Origin of the sequence: Embleya sp. NPDC050154 (assembly GCF_044460165.1) — a bacterium.
Lineage (GTDB): Bacteria > Actinomycetota > Actinomycetes > Streptomycetales > Streptomycetaceae > Embleya.
Map to the genome: position 1 here is coordinate 1 of NZ_JBITJP010000056.1, position 21,562 is coordinate 21,562.

Consider the following 21,562-nt stretch of genomic DNA (forward strand, 5'->3'; position numbering starts at 1 on the left):
GCCACGACTCCGGCCCGCCACGACTCCGGCCCGCCACGCCCCGGCCCGCCCACGACTCACCCGCCCACGACCCACCCGCCCACGACCCACCCACCCACGACCCACCCACCCGCGACCCACCCCCACGCGACCCACCCCCACGCGAGCCGTCGACGCAGCCGCCCGGCACCGCCCGGCACCGCCCGACTCACATCTCCCGGCGCCCGATCCGCCAAACCGCGAGCCACACGCTCAGCGCGGACAGGACCACGGCGACCACCAGGTTGTCGACGTACTCGCCGGGAGTGTGCCCGCGCAGCAGGTCGACCTGGCAGTTGAAGAGCTGGCTCGGCAACCAGTGCTGCAACGGGCGCCACAGCGCCGCGACCGGCATCAGCACGAACGCGACCAGGGACCCGCCGAAGATCGCCACGGGACGGCGCAGGAACGCCGCCATCGCGGCGACCACGCTCACCTCCAGCACGACGCCCACGATCCCGTAGAAGGACCCGTAGAAGACGGCCTTCGCCGGCAGCGGGCCGAACATCCAGTGCACCTGGGCCCAGGCGATCAGGTTGCCCATCAGGTAGGCCAAAGAGACCGCCGCCGTGGTCACCGTGTACCGCGGCACCACCAGATCGCGACGTCGCCGCACCCGGGTGCGATGGAACGCGGCCAGACCCGGTCGATGGTCGACCGCGAGCGCGCTCGCCATCAGCGCGAGGCCGACCAGGATGCCGATCTGGCCGGCGGCGTAGGTGTACACCGCCATCCCGCTGTCCGCCCGCATCCCGCCCACCGGTGCCACCGCGTCGATGTGCAGGGCCTCGACGATGCGATCACGGTGCTTGGCGAAGACCGGGCCGATCAGGCCCACGCCCGGATAGGCGACCAGGAGCAGCAACAATCGTTTGGTGCGCACCAGCCGCAGCCACTCCAGGCGCCACAGCCCCAGTCGGCGCGGCCCGCGCGGGAGCACCCGCGCCGCGTCGGCCACCACCGCGGGCGGGCCGGCCGACGTCGACGCGGGCGCCTGAACGGCGCCGGATCGGGTCATCGCGGACCGCCGGTGATGGACAGGAATGCCGCCTCCAGGTCCGACTCCTCCGGCGCGACCGACACCAACCGGGCCGTGCTGCGGCTGAGCACCTCGGCGAGGTGCCGCTCACCGGCCTCCAGCGACCGTGCCTCCACCCGGAACAGCCCCGGCCGCAGCGACGACACGCGCGCGACCCAGCTCTCCGCGGCGAACGCGCGCAACAGGTCGGTGCCGCCACCGCGCACCCGGACCAGCCAGCTCGGCCGCATGTGCGTGTCCACCAGTTCGGCGGTCGGCCCCTGGTAGAGCAGCCGGCCCGCGCGCACCACGCCCACGTGATCGCAGACCCGCTGTACGTCGGCCAGGATGTGGCTGGAGAAGACGACCGTGGTGTGCTCGCGCAGGCTCGCCACCAGGTCGAGCACGTCCGCCCGACCGCGCGGGTCCAGCGCGGAGGTGGGCTCGTCCAGGATCAGCAGTTCGGGGTCGGCCACCAGCGCGGCGGCCAGGCCCAGGCGCAGCGTCATGCCGCGCGAGAGCGAGCCGGCCTTGCGGTCGCCGCACGCGGACAGGCCGGTGCGATGCAGGGCGACCTTGACCTTCTCCCGGGGCAGCCGACGGTCGACGAGGTTTCCGGCCAGTTCGACCACCTCGGACGCGGTCAGCCAGGGCTCGAATTCGGGCACGTCCGTGGACACCGCGACGCGGCGTCGATCGACGCCGAAGACCACCTCGCCGGAATCCGCCCGCCGGGTGCCGCCCATGATCGACAACAGCGTGGTCTTGCCCGCGCCGTTGGGTCCCACCAGGCCGTATACGCAACCGCGCGGCACCTTCAGGTCTATGCCGAAGATCCCGGTGCCGCCGCCGTAGTCCCGGGTCAGGGCACGGGTGGACACGGCGGGACCCATGGGTTCGCCGGTGTGCTCGGGGGTCTCGGCGGCGGTGCGATCGGGACGGGGAACCCGATCGTCGGAGGCCGACGACGTTTGTTGCGCCATCAAGTATCCAGGGTAGGTAGGCCGGCCGGTTTGTGTGTTCCTCCGTAAGGATGGGTCTGGCGCTCCTCCCTGGGCAGTACGGTCCCTAATGCCTGCTCCCGCCGATGACAAACGGTTTTCGGAACACGGCCGCCGAGCGGATGGTTGACACTTGTTGGTCCCGTCCCCTCCTCCTTGCGGAAAGGTTGGCCCGTGCCCGATGGCCCGCTGATCGTCCAGTCCGACAAAACCCTGCTCCTCGAGGTCGGGCACGAGGCCTCCGCCGACTGCCGCCGGGCCATCGCGCCGTTCGCCGAGCTCGAGCGCGCCCCGGAGCACGTGCACACCTATCGGCTGACCCCGCTGGGCCTGTGGAACGCGCGCGCCGCAGGCCACGACGCCGAGCAGGTCGTGGACGTACTGCTGCGCTACTCGCGCTACCCGGTGCCCAACGCGCTGCTCGTGGACGTCGCGGAGACGATGGGCCGCTACGGCCGGCTCCAACTGTCCAAGCACCCCACCCACGGCCTCGTGCTGACCACCACCGACCGCGCGGTGCTCGAGGAGGTGCTGCGCAGCAAGAAGATGATTCCACTGGTCGGCACCCGAGTGGACCCGGACACCGTGGTGGTGCACCCCTCCGAGCGCGGGCAGATCAAGCAGGTGCTGCTCAAGCTCGGCTGGCCCGCCGAGGACTTCGCGGGCTACGTGGACGGCGAGGCGCACACGATCGACCTGGCCGAGGACGGCTGGCAGTTGCGGCCGTACCAGCAGGAGGCGGTCGAGGGCTTCTGGCACGGCGGCTCGGGTGTGGTCGTGCTGCCGTGTGGCGCGGGCAAGACGCTGGTGGGCGCGGCGGCGATGGCGACCGCGAAGGCGACCACGCTGATCCTGGTCACCAATACGGTCTCGGCCCGCCAGTGGAAGTCCGAGTTGGTCAAGCGCACGTCGCTGACCGAGGACGAGATCGGCGAGTACAGCGGTACCCGCAAGGAGATCCGGCCGGTCACCATCGCGACCTACCAGGTGGTGACCACGCGCCGAAAGGGCGTCTACCCGCACCTGGAGCTGTTCGACTCCAGGGACTGGGGCCTGATCGTGTACGACGAGGTCCACCTGTTGCCCGCCCCCATCTTCCGGTTCACCGCCGACCTGCAGGCTCGGCGTCGACTGGGCCTGACCGCGACGCTGGTACGCGAGGACGGCCGCGAGGGCGACGTGTTCTCGCTGATCGGCCCCAAGCGCTACGACGCGCCGTGGAAGGAGATCGAGAACCAGGGATACATCGCGCCGGCCGACTGCGTCGAGGTTCGGGTGACATTGACAGAGACCGAACGGCTGGCCTACGCGACCGCCGAGCCCGAGGAGCGCTATCGCTTCTGCGCGACCACCGCCAGCAAGACGCGCGTGGTCAAGGACCTGGTCGAGCGGCACCGTGGTGAACAGACCCTGGTCATCGGCCAGTACATCGACCAACTCGACGAGCTGGGCGAGGTGTTGAACGCGCCGGTGATCAAGGGCGAGACCACCAACAAGGAGCGCGAGCGGTTGTTCGACGCGTTCCGCACCGGCGCGGTGCAGGCGCTCGTGGTCAGCAAGGTGGCGAACTTCTCGATCGACCTGCCGGACGCGACGGTGGCCATCCAGGTGTCCGGTTCGTTCGGGTCGCGGCAGGAGGAGGCCCAGCGACTCGGGCGGGTGTTGCGACCCAAGGCGGACGGCCGGGGTGCGCGCTTCTACTCGGTCGTCGCGCGGGACACCATCGACCAGGACTTCGCGGCGCATCGGCAACGTTTCCTCGCGGAACAGGGTTACGCGTACCGGATCGTCGACTCCGACGACCTGGACAAGCAGAGGTAGCCGGGGCGTTCGGTCCGGGGGACGTTCGATCAGTGGCTCGGGCGCCCTTCGGGCGTCTTCGCGGTCCGCTCCCGCCGCCAAAACGGTGTGCGGCGGGGGTGGACGCGGGCGGCCAGGTGCCGGCCCAGGAATATGTAGGCGAGGAACGCGCCGGTCGCGTTCAGGATCACGTCGTCGATGTCGAACGCCCGGCCGACCACGAACAGCCCCTGGACCGCCTCGACGACGAGCATCAGCGCGCCGACGGTGAGCAGGATCCGAAGTGGGCCGCGCAGCCGGGCGGTGACCACCGGGAGCAGTACGCCCAGCGGCGCGCACAGCACCAGGTTGCCGCCGATCTGCCGGACCGCGTCCCGGACTTCGGGGCGGTCCAGGTAGGAGCGAATCGAGTCGCCTGGATCGGTGTTGCCAGTGACCAGGTCCTGCGAATCGGGCTGCGGGGTGAACGTCACCCGGGCCAGCACCAGCGCGAACGCGACCAGGGCCAGTGCGCCGAGCCCGATTGCGATGCCGCGCAGCACGCGGGCGCCGCGCGAGCGGGCGGGAGCGGGACGCGGGTCGGCGACGTCGGCGGCCTTGCGTTTCGTGGGCGTGCGCTTGGTGGTGGTGCGTTTCGCGGCCGTGCGTTTCGCGGTTTTCGCGCCGGGCGTGTCCACCGTATCCACCCCCGATTGTCGGTTCGGCTGCCCTGAGCGGGCGTCTGCCCACGGGGCCCCGGACCATGCGGGGTCACGGCACGGCGTGCCGACCGAGCAGGGTGACCTGGACGGCGGTACTGGTGAACACCCATGTGCCGCGCGCGATCGTCGCGGTGATGTGGGCGGGCCGGCGCAGCCGGGCGCGCACCAGTTCGGGGAAGGCGATCTCGGCGGGGGAGGAGCCGCGCAGGGCCGGCATCCGCAGTGGTCGAGGGGCGGGGAGATGCGTCATCGTGCTCATGTCCTCGACGCTACGTGGACCGACACAACGGGTGCGTCAGCACCAGGGCGCCCGCCTCGGTACCTCTCGCGGATGACCGTCCCCTAGGGGTGGACCGAGCGGCGGACCCGGAGGATCGGGGTCGGCCGACACCCGGGACCGGGACGGGGTCGGGGCGAGGGCCCGATCGCCGTGGCCGGCGCGGGTCGGATCGGCGTGGGGGATGGCGTGCGCCGGGAGCGAGCCCCCGGCGGTCGCGCTCTCGCCTCGAATGCGCCCTTGACGCCACGAACCGGAAACGATCAAGGATGGCCCTGTTCACGGCAACGCACGCAATCGGACATCGGCACGCAACGTGCCTCGTCGTAGGCTGAACGGGTGAATGCCCTCGTAGTTGGTTTCGACCTGGACATGACGCTCGTCGATTCCCGTCCCGGCATCGGGGCGGCGTGGTCCGTGCTCGCTGAGGAGACCGGCGTCCCGATCGACATCGCGCTGGTCGTCTCCCGACTGGGGCCACCACTGGAGACCGAGGTCGCGAACTGGTTCCCGGCCGCCGAGATCACCGGCGTCGCCGCGCGCTACCGCGAGATCTACCCCCAACACGCCGTGCCCGGTACGGACGTGCTGCCCGGTGCCCGTGAGGCGCTCGCCGCAGTGCATCGACACGGCGGCCGCACGATGGTGGTGACCGGCAAGCACGAGCCCAACGCGCGCCTGCACCTGGACCATCTGGACCTGGCCGTGGACCACTTGGTCGGTGACCTGTGGGGCGAGCAGAAGGGCGGCGCACTACGCGCGTCGGGGGCGAGCGTGTACGTGGGCGACCACCTCGGCGATCTGATCGGGGCGCGCGCGGCGGGCGCGATCGCGGTCGGCGTGGCCACCGGCCCGATCTCCGCTGCGGACCTGCGCGCCGCCGGGGCCGACGTCGTGCTCGACGACCTGACCGAGTTTCCCGCGTGGCTGGACGGGCACGTCGCCGACCTGCGGCTCGCGGACCTGCGCGAGCGGCTGCGCGAACTGGGCAGCGTCGCGGTGGCGTTCTCCGGCGGCGCGGACTCGGCCTTCCTGCTCGCCGCGGCGGTGCGCACGCTGGGCGTCCACCACGTGCTCGCGCTGACCACCGAGTCGTCGAGCCTGCCGGCCGCCGAACGCGACGCCGCGCGGGCCTTCGCGGCCCGACTGGGGGTGCGGCACGAACTGGTGCCCAGCGACGAGATGGCCCGCGAGGGCTACCGCGCGAACGGCGGCGATCGATGCCGGTTCTGCAAGACGGAGTTGATGGCGGTGCTCGGGCCGGTGGCGCGCGCGGCGGGGATGGCCCACCTGGCCACCGGAACCAACGCGGACGACGTGCGCGCGGGCTTTCGGCCCGGGATCGCCGCGGCGGCCGAGGCCGGCGCGGTCACCCCGCTGTGCGACGCGGGCCTGACCAAGGCCCAGGTGCGGGCGATCAGCCGGACCTGGGGATTGCCGACCTGGGACAAGCCGGCCGCGGCCTGTCTGTCCAGCCGTGTCGCCTATGGCGTGGCGATCACCCCGGCCCGGCTGGCCCGGGTCGAACGCGCGGAGACCGCGTTGCGCGCGGTGCTGGTCCGGGACGGGATCGCGGTCCGCAACCTGCGGGTGCGCGATCTGGGGCAGTCCGCGCGGATCGAGGTGGACGGCCCGCTGAGCGCCGTCGTGGACGGCCACGCGCCGGCCCTGGCCGCGGTGCGCGAGGCCGGCTTCGCGAGCGTCGAGGTGGATCCGCTCGGCTACCGCGAGGGCGCGATGAACGAACTCCTGGTGGACCCGGAGTCGTACCGCTGAGACACGCCCTGGGCGCGCCGGGGCGGACCGGCGTCAGAGGGTCTTGGGCACCGGTCGACGCCTGCTGCGGGCCGATTTGAACAGCCCGGCGCCGGCCAGCGCGAAGCCGACCGGCATCAGCGCGCTGACCAGGTAGACCGCCGTCGGCAGCGCGTCGGCGCCGATCAGCAGCGGCGTGACGGTGGCGAGCGTGGCGAGCGTTCCGATGGCGAAGAGCACCGCGCCGATGCGGACGAGCCGATCGCCGGGGCCTGCGGATGCGTTGTACACACGCCCAGGGTAGATGCCCCGTTCCGCCCCGGACGCGCCCGGGGCGGGATCCCCATGTCCGGCCGAGAACGCGACCATTAGCCTGGTCGAGTGAACGGGGTCACTACGCGTTCCTGCTCGGATTCGATGTGTGCGCCCCACCCAGCCTGGTAAATGCTCGTAAAAGTCCCGACGAAGCCGTCCCGACACGATCGAGGTCTCCCGTGCCCACCGGCAAGGTCAAGTGGTTCGACACCGAGAAGGGCTTCGGGTTTTTGTCCCGGGACGACGGGGGCGACGTGTTCGTGCACGCGTCGGCGCTGCCGCAGGGCCTGGACACGCTCAAGCCGGGCACCCGGGTCGAGTTCGGCATCGTCGAGGGGCGACGGGGCGAACAGGCCCTCTCGCTCCGCGTCCTGGACCCGCGCCCCTCCGTCGTCGCCGCGAGCCGCAAGAAGCCCGACGAGATGAGTTCGATCATCCAGGACCTGCTCAAGGTCCTCGAAGGCGTCGACAAGACGCTCGAGCGCGGGCGCTACCCCGACAAGCGCGCGACCACGAAGGTCGCCGAACTCCTGCGGGCGGTCGCCGACGAGTTGGACACGTGACGGGTTTCACCCGACGCGTTGTTGCGCGATGCGGCGGGTTGCTCGGCCTGGCCGCCTGAGCGGTGTCCTCAAGCGCCGGACGGGCTGAGTTGGTCCTCAGGCGCCGGACGGGCTGAGTGGGTTGTGTTTCCGTGTGGCGTTGGTCTTGCCGAGCCTGGGTTGTCCTCAGGCGCCGGACGGGCTGGGTGGGTTGGGTTCCCGTGTGGCGTTGGTGCCGCCGAGACCTGGGTTGTCCTCGAGCGCCCGACCGGCTGATGGGGTTGCGTACCCGGGCGCGGGTTGGTCTCGCCGAGGGCTGCGTTGTCATCGGGCGCCGGATGGGCTGGATTGTGCCGGGCGGGCTCGAGAGCCCGTCCGGTGCGGCCGGTGTCTAGGGGAATGCGAGGGCGCTTGCCGGGATGGCGGGGACCAGGTTTTCGGCGGCGGCGCGAGTGAGGAGGTGGGTGACCGCGGCGTGGCCGGCGTCGCCCAGGTCGCGGGTGAACTCGTTGACATACAGGGCGATGTGTTGGTCGGCGACCGCCGGGTCCATCTCCTGGGCATGTTCCAGGACGTAGGCGCGCGACGCGGCCGGGTTTGCCCACGCGTGTTCGACCGAGGCGCGAGCCGCCGCGGCCAGCGCGGGCAGGTCCAGCGAGCGCTTGGCGATGATCGCGCCGAGCGGGATCGGCAGGCCGGTGTCCGACTCCCACCAGTCGCCCATGTCGGCCAGGCAGGTCAGGCCGTAGCGCGCGTAGGTGAAGCGCGCCTCGTGGATGACCAGGCCCGCGTCCACGACGCCGTCGCGCACCGCGGGCATGATCTCGGCGAACGGCAACACCCGGATCTCGCCGACCCCACCGGGCACGTTGCCCGCCGCCCACAGCCGGAACAGCAGGTAGGCGGTGGAGCGTTCGCTCGGTACCGCGACCACCTTGCCCGCCAGCGCCGCCGGCGTGCTCGCGCCCAGGCTCAGCACCAGCGGGCCGCAGCCCCGGCCGAGCGCGCCGCCGCAGGGCAGCAGCGCGTACTCGTCCAGGACCCACGGCAGCGCGGCGTAGGACACCTTGAGCAGGTCCAGTTCACCGCGCTCGGCCAGGCCGTTGGTGATGTCGATGTCGGCGTAGCGCACGTCCACGGGCGGCGCGTCCGGAAGCAGCCCGTGCGTCCACGCGTGGAAGACGAACGTGTCGTTCGGGCACGGCGAGTAGGCCAGCGACAGGGTCATGGCGTCGGGCTCCCTTCGAGCGCGGCGAAGGCCGCGGTGAGTGCGCGCAGCGCGTCGGGGATGCGCCACGCCGCGCGGTCGCGCGGACCCACGGCGTTGGAGACGGTGCGCAGTTCGAGCATCGGCACGGCGAACGCGGCGGCGGCGGTGGCCACTCCGAAGCCCTCCATGCCCTCGACCGCGGCACCCGGATGGCGCTCGGCCAGCTCGGCGGCACGCGCGGCGGTGCCGGTGACCGTGGACACGGTGAGCGCGGGTCCGGTGGCGAGCGGGATGTCGGCCACCCGCAACGCGTCGCCCACGCGGGCGAGAAGACCCGGGTCGGCCTCGAACGCGCTCGTCCCGAAGCCCAGTTCCTCGATCGGCACGAACCCGTCGGCGGTCTGCGCGCCCAGATCGGCCGCCACCACGCGGGTGGCCAGCACCGTCGAGCCGACCGGCGCGACACCCGCGAAGCCGCCCCCGATACCGGCGTTGATCACCAGGTCGTAGGAGCCGCGGGCGAGTGCCGCGGCGGTTCCGGCGGCCGAGGCGGCCGGACCCGCGCCGACGGCGAGCACGTCGGGACCGGGTATCCGCCACGAACGCGAACCGCCGAGCACGGCGTCGCGCTCGGCGGCCACCGCGGTGATCACCAGGATGGGCAAGGGCTACTTCTTCTCGACCTTGAAGGCCCAGATGCCGCGGTAACCCTGCTTGCCGTCCGGCTGCACGACCTGCACGATCAGCGGCTCGCTGTCCTTCTCCGGCGCGCCGTAGTTCAGCCGAAGGCCCGAGAAGTACGTGGACTTGATCGGGGTGGACGACTGCTGCTTGCCGTTCACCAGGAGCAGCCAACCGGCGTCGGCGATCTTCTGGTCCACGCCGACCGAGAAGGCACCGCCCTCGGAGACCGAGATCTTCTTGACCTTGGTCTCGTTCAGGCAGCCCTCGACCTTCGTCTCCGCGAGCGTGCCGTTCTCCTTGTAGCACTCGGCCTCGGAGTGAACCGACGTGGTCCCGCTGACCAGGGTCACCAACGGGGTGGGCTTGTCGATGTTGCAACCCGTCAGGGCGAGCGCGCCCAGGACGGCGGCGCCGGCGAGCGCGGCAGGGCGGCGAGTCTTCATGATCGGAAGATTACCGGGCGGCCCGCAGCCGGATGCCGGGGGACCGCTTGCGACGCGCCCGGCGAGTCGTCAGTTTGCGGCCCACGACCACCAGCGCCAGCGTGAGCACGCCGGCCGCCACGCTCATCCCCAGCGTGCCGTTCAGGGGCAGCGCGATGCCGATGCCGCCGCCGATCACCCACGCCACCTGGAGAGCGGTCTCGGTCCGGGCGAAGGCCGACGTGCGCACCTCCTCGGGGATGTCGCGCTGGATCATCGCGTCCAGCGAGAGCTTGCCCAGTGCCTGCGCGAGACCGGCCACGGCCGCCACCGAGAGCACGGTGACCAGGCTGTACATCACCGCCGCCCAGGCCGCGCAGGACGCGGACATCAGCAGTACGCCGACGATGATCGCCTCCGGTGCACGGGACTTGAGCCAGGCCCCGAGCGCGGTGCCGACCGCGTTGCCGACGGCGGCGGCGACCACCACCGCGATGGTGGCCTGGGTCGCGGACAGGTCGGCCACCGGGTGCTGTCGCATCAGGAAGCCGAGGAACATGATCAGGAAGCCGGAGAAGCCGCGCATCGCCGCGTTCGCCCACAGTGCCTGGACCACGGACGGGCCCACGCTGCGCAGCCGTCGCGAGGTCTTGACCCGGACCGGCTTGCGGCCGCTCTCGCGCTCGCCGCGCACACCCGGCCCGCCCTCGACCGACCCCTCGAGCGACTCCTCGATCCCGGACTCGGGCACCGTCTCGGTCGTGCCCCCGTCCCGCCCCGCCCGCAACTTGGTCAGCGACACCTTGCGCTTGTGCTCGACGCCGGGCGCCTCGGCGGTGAAGGAGGCCCGGTCCTCGCCCTCGGCCGAGTCGACCTTGGCGGGCAGGGTGAGTGCCAGGATCGCGCCGAAGGTGAACACGACACACGCGCCGTACAGGATCCCGGGTGTGCCGAACGCGTACTTGAGGCCGCCCGCGACGGGTGCCGCGCCCATGGTGCCGATCAGGCCGAACATGGTGATCCGCGAGTTCGCCTTGACCAGCGAGACCGAACGCGGTTGCAGCCGGGGCACCACCGCGCTGCGGCTGACCCCGTACACCTTCGAGGAGACCAGGACGCCGAACGCGGCCGGATACAACTCGAGCCCACCGTTGTTCACCGAGCCGGCCATCAGCCAGCACAGCCCCACCCGGACCAGCATCGCCACCGCCATCGCGACGCGGCGACCGCGGCGCATCCGGTCCAGGATCGGACCCAGCACCGGGGCCAGCAGCGCGAACGGCGCGAGAGTGATCAGCAGGTACATCGCGACCCGGTCGCGCGCCTCGCCGGTGGGCACCGAGAAGAACACGGTCGTGGCCAGGGCCATGGTCACCAGCGCGTCGCCCGCGTTGTTGATCAGATGCAGCTCGATCAGCTTGGCGAGGCCGCTTTCACCGGCCCCCTTGGCCCGGGCCGCGCCGCGTAGTTTGCCGAAGCCGCCGGTGAAGAGTCCGCCGAACCAGCCCAGCGCGCGACGCGCCGGACCTCGGTTCTTGGCGTACGACCCACGGGTCGAGCCAGGCGCACGAATGGTGCGCCGTGATGCGGTGGTGGTCTTGGAGGCTGCCACGCCGGGATCCTGCCCTCGCTCCCTCGGTTGATGCGGTCGCGACACGCCAGGAAGGGCTCGCTCCGCGCGCCCGTTCGGGAATCGGACGTGTTTTGAGGGTATCGGCGGTGGAGACCTTCGACGCGTGAGAGAGAATCACTCTCGTGAGTGCCGCGACCCGTAGTCGAACCCCGGACCGCCTCTGCGCCGAGGCGGTTGATCTTGCCTTCGCTGCCGCCGAGGAAGCCGCAGGTCAGGACTCCGTCGGCGAGCATCTGGGTGTTCAGGTGGATGGTGATCGCCTGGTCACCCACCTGTTCGCGTGCCGCGAGTCCGCCTATCACGGCTGGCGCTGGGCGGTGACCGTTGCCCGTGCGCCCCGCGCCAAGCTGGTGACCGTGGACGAAACCGTCCTCGTCCCGGGACCCGAGGCGCTGCTCGCGCCTGCCTGGGTGCCGTGGAACGAGCGCCTTCGTCCCGGCGACCTCGGCGTGGGCGACCTGTTGCCCACCGACGCCGACGACCCCCGTCTCGAATTCGGTTACACCGGAGCGGACGAGACAGAGGAGGAATTGACCGAGCCGATCGCGCTCGGTCCCAAGGCGGTCGCGTACGAACTGGGACAAGGGCGCGTGCGCGTCCTGTCGCCGGTCGGCCGCGACCTGGCCGCAGACCGCTGGGACGAGCACTTCGGCCGAGCCACGCCGATGGCCCAGGCCGCCCCGGCGCACTGCACGAGTTGTGGATTCCTGGTCAAGGTCGGCGGCCCGCTCGGGCAGGCGTTCGGAGTGTGCGCCAACGAGTACTCGCCCGCCGACGGCCGGATGGTCTCGCTCGCCTACGGCTGCGGTGGTCATTCGGAAGCGGCGGTCATGCCCGCCGCGACGCCGGCCGCCGAACTGTCCCTGGACGAGTACCGGATCGAGACCGTGCGGATCCGCCCGGTCGAGAGCTCGGTGGACGAGGACACCTTGCAGCCCGGCGAGGACCAACTGGGCCACTCCTGATCGATCACGCACACGTGCCCACGACGTCGGGCGACACGCCCGACTTCGTCGACCCGTCCGAATCACCCGACCCGCCCGACCGGCCGAAGCCGCCACCGATCCGGTGGCGGCTTCGGGTCGTTTCGGGTCCGGGTCTAGCGTGCCTGGCCCCGGAAGCCGACCGGGCCCTCGCCCGGGAACTGCGCGGAGCCCTGGAAACGCGCGCCGTCGTCGAAGAAGGTGATGGTCGCGTTGCCCTGCGGGCCGGACCAGGAGAGCTGGGTGCCCGTCGCGGGGCGGGCCTTGTCCGGCACCACGGCGTTGCGACTCTGCACGACGATCGCGAGGTCCGCGTCGTCGTGCCAGGCCGCGTCCGCGCCGCCCCATTGGATCTGTGTGCGGTAGGTAGCCACGTTTCTCCCCTTCCGTAGCCGAGTGGGGTTTCCCCACCCGTTGTGTCTACATCCGAACGCTCCGCTCTCGCCAGGGGTTTGCGGCCGGTCGAATGTGTGGATTTTGTGTGACTTGATCCACCGCCGTCCGCACCGTGGGATCGCCGGGAAGCCGCGTGCCCGGAAACGCAATAGGGTTCCGGCCACATCCGCGAACGAGGGACGGCGCACGGCATGGGCATCGAGGACCGCTTTGGCACCGCTTCGCTTCGGCGAGCCGTACTGGACGCGTGGGTCGCGTCGCCCGCGCGTTTTCGGGAGGACGCGAACGCCGAGGAGGAACTCGCCCTCGGCGGCTATCGCGACCGCCTGGTGGTCGAACTGGCGCAGAACGCCGCCGACGCCGCGGCTCGGGCGAACGTGCCGGGGCGGCTGCGGCTGACCCTGCGCGACGGCGTCCTGGTCGCGGCCAACACCGGCGACCCGCTGCACGCGCAGGGGGTCGAGGCGCTGTCCACACTGCGCGCCTCGGCCAAGCGCGACGACGGACCCGAGGCGGTCGGCCGGTTCGGCGTCGGCTTCGCCGCGGTGCTCGCGGTCAGCGACGAGCCGTGCGTGCTCTCGCGCACCGGCGGCGTGCGCTGGTCCCTGCAGGAGGCCCGCGACCTGGTCGCCGAACGGGCCCGGGCCAACGCCGGATTGACCGACGAACTGGCCCGCCGCGACGGTGGCGTGCCGGTCCTGCGGCTGCCGATGCCGGCCGAGGGCACCCCGCCCGAGGGCTACGACACCTGCGTCGTACTGCCGCTGCGTGACGGCGCCGCGGTGGACCTGACCGCGCGGCTGCTCGCCGAGATCGACGACGCGCTGTTGCTGACGCTGCGCCGCATCGGCGAGATCGTGATCGAGACCCCGGACGGCGTGCGCACGCTGACCAGCCGCGCCGACGGCGGCGCGCTCGTGGTCGGCGACGACGGGGTGGAGACCCGCTGGCGGGTCGCCGAGGACGGCGGCGCGCTCGAACCCGAACTGCTCGCCGACCGGCCCACCGAGGAGCGCCGCCGGGCCGCGTGGTCGGTGCTGTGGGCCGTGCCGCTGGACGCCGCCGATCAGCCGCGCCGACCGGGCGTGCGCCCCGTGGTGCACGCCCCCACGCCCACGGACGAGCCGCTGGGGCTGCCCGCGCTGCTCGTCGCGTCCTTCCCGCTGGACCCGACCCGCCGGCACACCGCGCCCGGCCCGCTGCGCGACTTCCTGATCGAGCGGGCCGCGGAGACCTACGCCACCCTGCTGGGCACCTGGCCGACCTCCACCACCGGCATCCTGAGCCTGGTGCCCGGGCCGACCGCCGAGGGCGAACTGGACGGGCTGCTGCGGCACCGGGTGTTGACCCGGCTCGCCGACACCGCGTTCCTGCCCGCCGCCGCGCCCGCCTCCGAGGCCGAGCCGGACGACCCGGACGCGCTGCTGCTCGACCGCGGCACCGCCGCGCGCGACCGCGACCTGCTGCGCCCACGCGACGCGGTGCTGATCGAGACCGCCGGCCCGGGCCTGGTCGACGCGCTGGCGCCGGTGGTGGCCGGGTTGCTGCCCGCGGGTCTGGACCGCAGCGCGGCGCTGCGGGTGCTGGGGGTGCGCCGGTTGCCGCTGGCCGAGGTGGTCGACCAGTTGGCCGGCATGGACCGGGAGCCGGCCTGGTGGCGCGACCTCTACGACGCGTTCGACCCGGCCGCACGGGACGCGCTGGGCGCGCTGCCGGTGCCGCTCGCGGACGGGCGGGTGGTGCGCGGGCCGCGCGGGATCCTGCTGCCCTGCCCGGACAGCCCGGACCTGGCCGCGTTGGACGTGCTCCGGCTGCGGGTCGCGCACCCCGAGGCGACCCACCCGCTGCTGGAGCGGCTCGGCGCGATCCGGGCCACCCCGCGCGCGGTGCTCGCCGACCCCGCGGTGCGCGCGGCGGTGACCGAGAGCGAGGACGGCGACGACATCGCCGACGCGATCCTGGAACTGGTCCGGGCCGCCCGGATCGGCCCCGGCGACGAACCGTGGTTGTCCGCGCTGCTGTTGCCGGACGTGGACGGCGACGCGGTCCCGGCCGGCGAACTGATGTTGCCCGGCAGCCGGATCTCCGCGGTGGTCGAGCCGGACGCGCTCGGCATCGTCTACCCGGACCTGGTCGAGCGCTGGGGCGAGGACGTGCTGGAGGCGGTCGGCGTGCTCGGCACGTTCGGCCTGGTCCAGGAGGACGACGTGGTGCTCGACCACGACGGCTGCGACCACGACCTGGACGCCGAGGACGACTGGCTCGACGACGTGCTCGACCACATGCCGGACCAGGGGGTGCCGCCGGTGCTGGCGTCCTTCGTCGCGGTGCGCGATCTGGACCTGGTCGCCGACGACGCGTGGGACGAGGCGCTGGAGGTGATCGCCACGCCGCCGCTGCGCACCGCGGTGACGGAGCCGGCGCACGTGCTGTTGCCGGACGGCGGTACGGCCCGGGTGCCCTCGTACACGGCGTGGTGGCTGCGCGGGCATCCGGTGCTGGACGGCCGGCGTCCGGCGGGTCTGCTCGCCGCCGACGGGGATCGGCTGCTGCACGGGCTCTACGACGAGGTCCGGGCGAGCCTGGACCCGGTCTTCCTGACCGCCCTGGGGGTGCGTACGACGCTTGTGGCGCTGCTGACCGACCCGGACGGCCCGGACGAACTCCTGGAGCGCCTGGCGGACCCGGAGCGGCCCGTGACCCGCGATCAGCTTCGCGCGCTGTACACCGCGCTCGCCGACGTCGCGCCGGAGCGGCTGTCCGCGCCGACCGAGCTGCGCGGCGTCTCGGGCGGCCGGATGACCGTCGCCGACGTGGCGGACGCACTGGTGGGCGACGCGCCGGACCTGGCGGCGCTGGTCGCCGACGACGCCACGCACGTGGTGCTCCCGGTCCGCCCGGACCGCGCGGAGGCGCTGGCCGACCTGCTCGACGTACCGCTGCTGTCCGAGACGATCCCGGGCAAGGTGCTCTCCGAGGGCACCCGGCACGAGGTGCCCGACGATGTGCTGGCCGCGATGCCGGACGCGCCCAAGGAGTACTTCGAGCACGAGGAACTGGTCGTCTCCGGCCCGAACGAGAGCGAACTCGACGCGGACTGGCGCTACGTCGACGGTCAGGTGCACGCCACCACGTTCGAGGGTGTCGCCCGCGGCCTGGCCTGGGCGGCGGGGGAGTGGCACCGCCGCTTCGAGGTCGAACAACTGCTCACCCACCCGGAGAACGCCGCGCACTTCGCCACGGAACGCGACTTCGACGGGGTGTGAGGGCGACCCGACCATTCCGGGACGCCCGGCCTCACCGCCGGGCGTCCCGGAGCGTTTCCTCGATCGCCCGACGGCGGCTCGCGGACACGCCTAGGCATGTTGGCGCCGCACCCAGCCGGAGCCGCGCCAGCCCAGTTCGAGCAGGGCCGCGCCGATCAGCGCGATGCCCACCGCCGTGCCGTTGTTGCCCTGGTCCTGCGGATACAGCGCGAAGAAGTCGGCCACGAACGGGACGTAGAGCGCGATCAGGAAGGCCGCCCCCATCGCCGCGATCAGCGCGATCCGCCACCACGTGTACGGGCGGGCGACGATCGCCAGGATCCAGATCGCGACCAGGAACAGGGTGATCACCGCGCTGGTGCGGTCCTGGTCGAGACTCGAGCCGTGGTTGAGGCGGGCCAGCCAGTAGGTCAGGAACGTGGCCGCCGCGGCGACCACGCCGCCGGGGATCGCGAAGCGCAACACGCGCGGCACGAAGCCCGGTCGGGCCCGCTCGGCGTTCGGGGCCAGGGCGAGGAAGAAGGCCGGTACGCCGATGGTGAGCGAGCCGATCAGGGTCAGATGGCGGGGCAGGAACGGGAAGACCACGCTCGCGACGCCGGTGAGCAGGGACAGCAGCAGCGCGTACACGGTCTTGACCAGGAACAGGTTCGCGACCCGCTCGATGTTGCCGATCACCCGGCGGCCCTCGGCCACCACCGAGGGCAGCGTGGCGAAGCTGTTGTCCAGGAGCACGATCTGCGCGACCGCGCGGCTCGCGCCACTGCCCGCGCCCATCGCGACGCCGATGTCGGCGTCCTTGAGCGAGAGCACGTCGTTGACGCCGTCGCCGGTCATCGCGACCGTGTGACCGCGCGCCTGGAGGGCCGCGACCATCGCCCGCTTCTGCTGCGGGGTGACCCGGCCGAACACGGTGTTGTCCTCGAGTGCCTGCCCGAGTTCGGCCCGGTCCTCGGGCAATCGGCGGGCGTCCACCGCGTGTTCGGCGCCTGCGAGGCCCAACTCGGCGGCCACCGCGCCGACCGAGAGCGCGTTGTCGCCGGAGATCACCTTGGTCGCCACGTCCTGACCCGCGAAGTAGCGCAGCGTCGCGGCGGCGTCCGAGCGCAGCCGCTGCCGCAGCACTACCAGCGCCGCGGGCCGAGCCCGGCCGCCGGCCTCGTCGGACAACGCGTCCGCGGTTGCCAGCAGGAGCACCCGCAGCCCCCGCGCGCCCAGTTCGTCCACCTGTACGAGCACCGGGTGGCCCTCGGCAAGCAGTACGTCGGGCGCGCCGAGCAGCCACGTGCCGTGGTCCGCGAAGCTCGCGCCGCTCCACTTGCGGGCCGAGGAGAACGCGGCGACGTCGGTGACCGGCCAATCCGGCGGCGCGGGGTAGGCGTCCACGATCGCCTGGAGACTCGCGTTCGGCCGCGGATCGGAGCCGCCCAGCGCCCCCAGGGCCGCGTCGATCGGGAGCGTGTCGTCGAGCGGGCGGACCTCGGCCACGTCCATCCCGCCCTCGGTGAGCGTTCCGGTCTTGTCCAGGCAGACCACGTCGACCCGGGCCAGACCCTCGATCGCGGGCAACTCCTGGACCAGGCACTGCTTGCGCCCCAGACGCACCACACCGACCGCGAACGCGACCGAGGTGAGCAGCATCAGGCCCTCGGGGACCATGGTGACCAGGCCCGCGACCATGCCGCGCAGCGCGTTGGGCAGGCCGTCGTCGGTGCGCAACTGGCTGATGATCAGCAGGATGCCCACCGGGATCATCAACCAGGTCACGTAGGTGAGGATCCGGTCCAGCCCGCGGCGCAACTCCGAGTCGACCAGGGTGAACCGCCCGGCCTCCTCGGCGAGCCGGGCCGCGTACGCGTCGCGGCCGACCTTGCCGGCCCGGAAGGCGCCGTTGCCGGCGGCCACGAAGCTGCCCGACATCACCTGGTCGCCGACCTTCTTGTGGACCGGGTCGGTCTCGCCGGTGAGCAGCGACTCGTCGAGTTCGAGCGCGTCCGCCTCGACCACCACGCCGTCCACCAGGACCTGTTCGCCCGCGCCCAGTTCGCACACGTCGTCCAGGACCAGTTCGCGTGCCGACAGTTCGGCGGTGTGCCCGTCCCGGCGTACGCGCGGCTTGGCCTCGCCGACCACGGCCAGGGCGTCCAGGGTGCGCTTGGCGCGCAGTTCCTGGATGATCCCGATCGCCGTGTTGGCGACGATGACCAGGCCGAACAGGCCGTCCTGGATCGGGCCGACGATCAGGATCACCACGAACAGGGTGCCGATGATCGCGTTGAACCTGGTGAGGACGTTGCCCCGGACGATCGCCGAGGCGCTGCGGCTCGACCGGGTCGGGACGTCGTTGACGCGGCCGTCCGCGACGCGTTCGGCGACCTCGGCGGTGGTCAGCCCGGGGAGGACGGCGGGGGCTTCGATCATGTACCGACGTTACGTTGGTGAATGTCGGATTCTGTGGCTATTCGTGCCGTGGTCGGCGTTCCGAGGTTGTTCGCTTTGCTTTGTTGGCTCTGTGGCTATCCGTCTTTTCGTGAGAGTGGACGGCGCCGGGTGGTCGCCGGGCTCCGGGTGGGGCCGGGGCGGCGTCCGGCTCAGTCCTCGTGCGCGCTCTGCAGTCGACGGCAGTACCAGAGTCCGAACAGGCCCAGGCCCGAGCCGGCCAGCGCGCACCACGGCCACCAGCCCCGGCCGTCGTCCTCGAGCGTGTCGCGCATCAGCCACGCGGCCACGAACAGCGCGAACCAGATCAGGCTGCCGACGCCGACGAGCTTGATGATGTCGCCCTCGTGTGGAGGCGGCGGAGGGCGCATGCCGGTGTCCGGGTCGGGGGCCTCGGCCGCGCGCGGCCCGGCCGACGCCTCGGATGCCTCGGACGCCTTCGGCTCGTCTGCTTTCGGCCGGCCGGCGGTCGCGGCGGACCCGGTGGTCCGGCCGTCCGGCAGGGCCGGACCGAGGGCAGGGTCCAGGGCCGGGTCGTAGGCGCTCGCGCCGCGGTTCGGGTCGGGGGAGTACGGGTCGGGTTCGCTCGGCGGGGACACCGCCGCGTGGCCACCGGACTCGCCCGACGGGGATACCGCCGCGTAGCCGCCGGACTCGTGCTCGGCCGGCGGGTGGCTCGCCTGCGGGTAGGTCTCGGCTCCGTAGGCGGTGTATTCGCCGCTGCCGTGCGCGTCGTGGGCGGTGTATTCGCCGCTGCTGTGAGGGCTCGTGCCCGGGCCGTAGGCCGCGTATTCGCCGCTGCCGTGGGCTGCCGGGTTGGGGTCGTATGCCTGGTATTCACCGCTGCCGTGCGCGCCGGCGTTCGCGTCGTAGGCGGTGTATTCGCCGCTGCCGTGCGCGTCGAGGGCGGTGTATTCGCCGCTGCCGTGAGGGCTCGTGCCCGGGCCGTAGGCCGCGTATTCGCCGCTGCCGTGGGCCGCCGGGTTGGGGTCGTATGCCTGGTATTCACCGCTGCCGTGCGCGCTCGGGCTCGGGCCGTAGGCGGTGTACTCGCCGCTGCCGTGCGCGTCGTGGGCGGTGTATTCGCCGCTGCCGTGAGAGCCCGCGTCGTACGCGTCCTGGACGGGACCCGAGGCCGCGTCCGGGCGGGTCGCGCCCGTATCGTCCGGATCCGGCGAGGTGCGCCGTCGTTTCCCGCTCCCGTGCCTGCTCACGAAACCTAGGCTACTTGGCCGCCCACATCGGCCCCGCGCGCGTCCCGACGAACAAGCGGAGGGACCGGTTCCCTTTTTTGCTGTGGTGTCTGGCACCCTTTTCAGGTCTCCCGGTACCGGTCCCAACGTGCCGTGTGCGTGTCTTGACTCCCCGTTCCCACGCTCCGAGGATCCGCATGTCCCCCCAGGCCGCCACCGCGACCGATTCGCAGGCCCCCAACAAGCCGAGGAGCGGCCTCGACCGCTTCTTCAAGATCTCCGAGCGCGGCTCGTCGCCGCTGCGCGAGATACGCGGCGGGCTCGCCACGTTCTTCGCGATGGCCTACATCGTCGTGTTGAACCCGATCATCCTCGGCTCCGCGCACGACAAGTACGACCAGCAGCTCTCCCAGCCGCAACTGGTCACAGCGACCGTTCTGGTCGCCGCCGTGATGACCATCCTGATGGGCCTGATCGGCAACATGCCGCTCGCGCTGGCCGCCGGACTGGGCATCAACGCGATGGTCGCGTTCCAGATCGCGCCGCAGACCACTTGGGACGAGGCGATGGGCCTGGTCGTCCTGGAGGGCATCGGCCTGTTGATCCTGGCCGCCACCGGGCTGCGCGAGGCGATCATGAACGCCATCCCGCTGGTGCTCAAGCAGGCGATCGGGGTCGGCATCGGTCTGTTCGTGACCCTGGTCGGCCTGGTCAGCGCGGGCGTGGTGACCAGGGTGCCGGACAAGGTGAACTCCACCGTGCCGGTCGCGCTGGGCAGCGGCGGCACGCTGCAGGGTTGGCCGGCCGTGGTCTTCTGCTTCGGCCTGGTGCTCACGTTCGTGCTCGTGGTGCGCAAGGTGCCGGGCGCGATCCTGATCGGCATGGTCGCCTCGACCGTGCTCGCGGTGATCGTGCACCAGGCGGCCGGCCTGGACAAGGCGGCCTGGGGGCTGACCGCGCCCGAGGCGGACGGCGTCGTGGACACGCCCGACTTCGGGCTGATCGGCAACGTGGACCTGTTCGGCGCGTTCGGCCGGGTCGGCTTCATCACCGCGTCGCTGCTGATCTTCACGCTGCTGCTGTCGAACTTCTTCGACGGCATGGGCACCATCATCGGGGTCAGCCGCGAGGCCGGACTGCTCGACAAGCAGGGCAAGGTGCCGAACCTGGGCCGCATCCTCACCGTCGAGTCGGTCGGTGCGATCGCCGGCGGCGGCGCCTCGGCGTCCTCCAACACGGTCTTCGTCGAATCCTCGGCGGGTGTCGGCGAAGGTGCCCGGACCGGCCTCGCCAACCTGGTCACCGGCGGCCTGTTCGCGCTCGCGCTGTTGTTCACGCCGTTGGCGAAGCTGGTGCCCGCGCAGGCCGCCACCCCGGCGCTGGTCGTGGTCGGCGCGCTGATGATGACGCAGATCAGGCACATCGAGTGGGACGACATGACGGTCGCCGCCCCGGCGTTCGTGACCATCGCGCTGATGCCCTTCACGTACAGCATCACCACCGGGATCGGCGCGGGCTTCATCCTGTACGTCGTGCTGCGCAGCGCGGTCGGCAAGGCTCGGGAGATCCCGGTGTTGTTGTGGATCGTGTCGGCTTTGTTTGTGGTGCATTTCGCGATCGATCCGATTGAGCAGGTGTTGGGGGTGAAGTAGGGGGGCGTGGGGTGGGTGGGGGTGCGGGGTGGGTGTGGGGTGGGTGTGGGGGCGTGTGGGTGGGGCGGTGGGGAGACGGGTCTGGGGGCCTGAGGCGTGGGGGGCGATGGGCCGGGGGCCGAGTCGTGGAGACAGGGGGCGGTGGGCGGGAGTCGTGGGGGCGGCGGGGCGGTGTGCCTGGGTCGTGGGGGCGGCGGGGCGGCGGGGCGGTGTGCGGGGGTCGTGGGGGCGGCGGGGCGGTGGGCCGGGGTCGTGGG

General features: G+C 72.2%; 17 protein-coding genes and 2 pseudogenes. 7 read left to right on the forward strand and 12 right to left on the reverse strand.

Going from position 1 to position 21,562, the window contains the following annotated elements:
* Positions 1–187 precede the first annotated feature (187 nt).
* Both ACIBSV_RS50100 and ACIBSV_RS50105 read right to left on the reverse strand, forming a co-directional pair.
* Entirely contained in the window at positions 188–1,036 is an 849-nt protein-coding gene (locus ACIBSV_RS50100; protein ID WP_395874608.1) for a hypothetical protein, read from the reverse strand.
* Complete coding sequence (locus ACIBSV_RS50105) at positions 1,033–2,019, reverse strand: ABC transporter ATP-binding protein (RefSeq protein WP_395874635.1); 987 nt, start codon at positions 2,017–2,019, stop codon at positions 1,033–1,035. Before ACIBSV_RS50105 ends, ACIBSV_RS50100 begins: the two co-directional genes overlap by 4 nt.
* 192 nt (positions 2,020–2,211) lie before the next feature.
* On the opposite strand from ACIBSV_RS50105, the gene ACIBSV_RS50110 reads away from it, so the two are divergent.
* Positions 2,212–3,858: a DNA repair helicase XPB gene (locus ACIBSV_RS50110; RefSeq protein WP_395874609.1), complete on the forward strand. Its 1,647-nt coding sequence runs from the start codon at positions 2,212–2,214 to the stop codon at positions 3,856–3,858.
* Positions 3,859–3,887: 29 nt separating this feature from the next.
* Here ACIBSV_RS50110 and ACIBSV_RS50115 read toward each other — a convergent pair whose 3' ends face one another.
* Together ACIBSV_RS50115 and ACIBSV_RS50120 are read right to left on the reverse strand one after the other, a co-directional pair.
* On the reverse strand, positions 3,888–4,514 hold the full coding sequence (locus ACIBSV_RS50115; RefSeq protein WP_395874611.1) for a VanZ family protein: 627 nt from the start codon (positions 4,512–4,514) through the stop codon (positions 3,888–3,890).
* Positions 4,515–4,587: 73 nt separating this feature from the next.
* On the reverse strand, positions 4,588–4,797 hold the full coding sequence (locus ACIBSV_RS50120; RefSeq protein ID WP_395874613.1) for a hypothetical protein: 210 nt from the start codon (positions 4,795–4,797) through the stop codon (positions 4,588–4,590).
* Between the two features lie 390 nt (positions 4,798–5,187).
* On the opposite strand from ACIBSV_RS50120, the pseudogene ACIBSV_RS50125 reads away from it, so the two are divergent.
* Both ACIBSV_RS50125 and ACIBSV_RS50130 read left to right on the forward strand, forming a co-directional pair.
* Positions 5,188–5,745, forward strand: a pseudogene (locus tag ACIBSV_RS50125) (HAD family hydrolase); the annotation flags it as partial.
* An 84-nt stretch (positions 5,746–5,829) separates the two neighbouring features.
* Positions 5,830–6,591: pseudogene (locus ACIBSV_RS50130) on the forward strand (hydrolase); the annotation flags it as partial.
* Positions 6,592–6,624: 33 nt separating this feature from the next.
* Here ACIBSV_RS50130 and ACIBSV_RS50135 read toward each other — a convergent pair.
* On the reverse strand, positions 6,625–6,861 hold the full coding sequence (locus ACIBSV_RS50135) for a hypothetical protein (RefSeq protein WP_395874615.1): 237 nt from the start codon (positions 6,859–6,861) through the stop codon (positions 6,625–6,627).
* 203 nt (positions 6,862–7,064) lie between these two features.
* On the opposite strand from ACIBSV_RS50135, the gene ACIBSV_RS50140 reads away from it, so the two are divergent.
* A complete protein-coding gene (locus ACIBSV_RS50140; RefSeq protein ID WP_020556830.1) occupies positions 7,065–7,448 on the forward strand; it encodes a cold-shock protein in 384 nt (127 codons plus the stop codon).
* A 370-nt stretch (positions 7,449–7,818) separates the two neighbouring features.
* Here ACIBSV_RS50140 and ACIBSV_RS50145 read toward each other — a convergent pair whose 3' ends face one another.
* The 4 genes from ACIBSV_RS50145 to ACIBSV_RS50160 are packed head-to-tail and all read right to left on the reverse strand — an operon-like array spanning position 7,819 to position 11,355.
* On the reverse strand, positions 7,819–8,655 hold the full coding sequence (locus tag ACIBSV_RS50145) for a 1,4-dihydroxy-6-naphthoate synthase (protein WP_395874617.1): 837 nt from the start codon (positions 8,653–8,655) through the stop codon (positions 7,819–7,821).
* Positions 8,652–9,302, reverse strand: a complete 651-nt coding sequence (locus tag ACIBSV_RS50150; protein WP_395874619.1) for a futalosine hydrolase — start codon at positions 9,300–9,302, stop codon at positions 8,652–8,654. Before ACIBSV_RS50150 ends, ACIBSV_RS50145 begins: the two co-directional genes overlap by 4 nt.
* Positions 9,303–9,305: 3 nt before the next feature.
* On the reverse strand, positions 9,306–9,764 hold the full coding sequence (locus ACIBSV_RS50155; protein ID WP_395874621.1) for a DUF2771 domain-containing protein: 459 nt from the start codon (positions 9,762–9,764) through the stop codon (positions 9,306–9,308).
* 10 nt (positions 9,765–9,774) lie between these two features.
* Entirely contained in the window at positions 9,775–11,355 is a 1,581-nt protein-coding gene (locus ACIBSV_RS50160; RefSeq protein ID WP_395874623.1) for an MFS transporter, read from the reverse strand.
* A gap of 134 nt (positions 11,356–11,489) precedes the next feature.
* Here ACIBSV_RS50160 and ACIBSV_RS50165 point away from each other — a divergent pair, with 134 nt between their 5' ends.
* Positions 11,490–12,341 carry a DUF3027 domain-containing protein gene (locus ACIBSV_RS50165; RefSeq protein ID WP_395874637.1) on the forward strand — a complete coding sequence of 284 codons (852 nt, stop codon included), beginning with the start codon at positions 11,490–11,492 and terminating at the stop codon, positions 12,339–12,341.
* 134 nt (positions 12,342–12,475) lie between these two features.
* Here ACIBSV_RS50165 and ACIBSV_RS50170 read toward each other — a convergent pair whose 3' ends face one another.
* The gene (locus ACIBSV_RS50170; RefSeq protein ID WP_395874625.1) at positions 12,476–12,733 is read right to left on the reverse strand and encodes a hypothetical protein; all 258 of its coding nucleotides are present in this window, start codon (positions 12,731–12,733) and stop codon (positions 12,476–12,478) included.
* 213 nt (positions 12,734–12,946) lie between these two features.
* Here ACIBSV_RS50170 and ACIBSV_RS50175 point away from each other — a divergent pair, with 213 nt between their 5' ends.
* Complete coding sequence (locus ACIBSV_RS50175; protein ID WP_395874627.1) at positions 12,947–16,021, forward strand: sacsin N-terminal ATP-binding-like domain-containing protein; 3,075 nt, start codon at positions 12,947–12,949, stop codon at positions 16,019–16,021.
* A gap of 90 nt (positions 16,022–16,111) precedes the next feature.
* On the opposite strand, the gene ACIBSV_RS50180 is transcribed toward ACIBSV_RS50175, so the two are convergent.
* Together ACIBSV_RS50180 and ACIBSV_RS50185 are read right to left on the reverse strand one after the other, a co-directional pair.
* Positions 16,112–18,442, reverse strand: coding sequence for a cation-translocating P-type ATPase (locus ACIBSV_RS50180; protein WP_395874629.1), 2,331 nt, complete (start codon positions 18,440–18,442; stop codon positions 16,112–16,114).
* 170 nt (positions 18,443–18,612) lie between these two features.
* A complete protein-coding gene (locus ACIBSV_RS50185; RefSeq protein ID WP_395874631.1) occupies positions 18,613–19,674 on the reverse strand; it encodes a hypothetical protein in 1,062 nt (353 codons plus the stop codon).
* Positions 19,675–19,850: 176 nt separating this feature from the next.
* Here ACIBSV_RS50185 and ACIBSV_RS50190 point away from each other — a divergent pair, with 176 nt between their 5' ends.
* Positions 19,851–21,305, forward strand: coding sequence for an NCS2 family permease (locus tag ACIBSV_RS50190; protein ID WP_395874633.1), 1,455 nt, complete (start codon positions 19,851–19,853; stop codon positions 21,303–21,305).
* Positions 21,306–21,562 lie beyond the last annotated feature (257 nt).

Bases quoted from the DNA above. Each gene is read 5' to 3' on its own strand.
- ACIBSV_RS50100 (WP_395874608.1), bottom strand. From the start codon at position 1,036: ATGACCCGATCCGGCGCCGTTCAGGCGCCCGCGTCGACGTCGGCCGGC.
- ACIBSV_RS50105 (WP_395874635.1), bottom strand. From the start codon at position 2,019: ATGGCGCAACAAACGTCGTCGGCCTCCGACGATCGGGTTCCCCGTCCC.
- ACIBSV_RS50120 (WP_395874613.1), bottom strand. From the start codon at position 4,797: ATGAGCACGATGACGCATCTCCCCGCCCCTCGACCACTGCGGATGCCG.
- ACIBSV_RS50145 (WP_395874617.1), bottom strand. From the start codon at position 8,655: ATGACCCTGTCGCTGGCCTACTCGCCGTGCCCGAACGACACGTTCGTC.
- ACIBSV_RS50155 (WP_395874621.1), bottom strand. From the start codon at position 9,764: ATGAAGACTCGCCGCCCTGCCGCGCTCGCCGGCGCCGCCGTCCTGGGC.
- ACIBSV_RS50175 (WP_395874627.1), top strand. From the start codon at position 12,947: ATGGGCATCGAGGACCGCTTTGGCACCGCTTCGCTTCGGCGAGCCGTA.
- ACIBSV_RS50180 (WP_395874629.1), bottom strand. From the start codon at position 18,442: ATGATCGAAGCCCCCGCCGTCCTCCCCGGGCTGACCACCGCCGAGGTC.
- ACIBSV_RS50190 (WP_395874633.1), top strand. From the start codon at position 19,851: ATGTCCCCCCAGGCCGCCACCGCGACCGATTCGCAGGCCCCCAACAAG.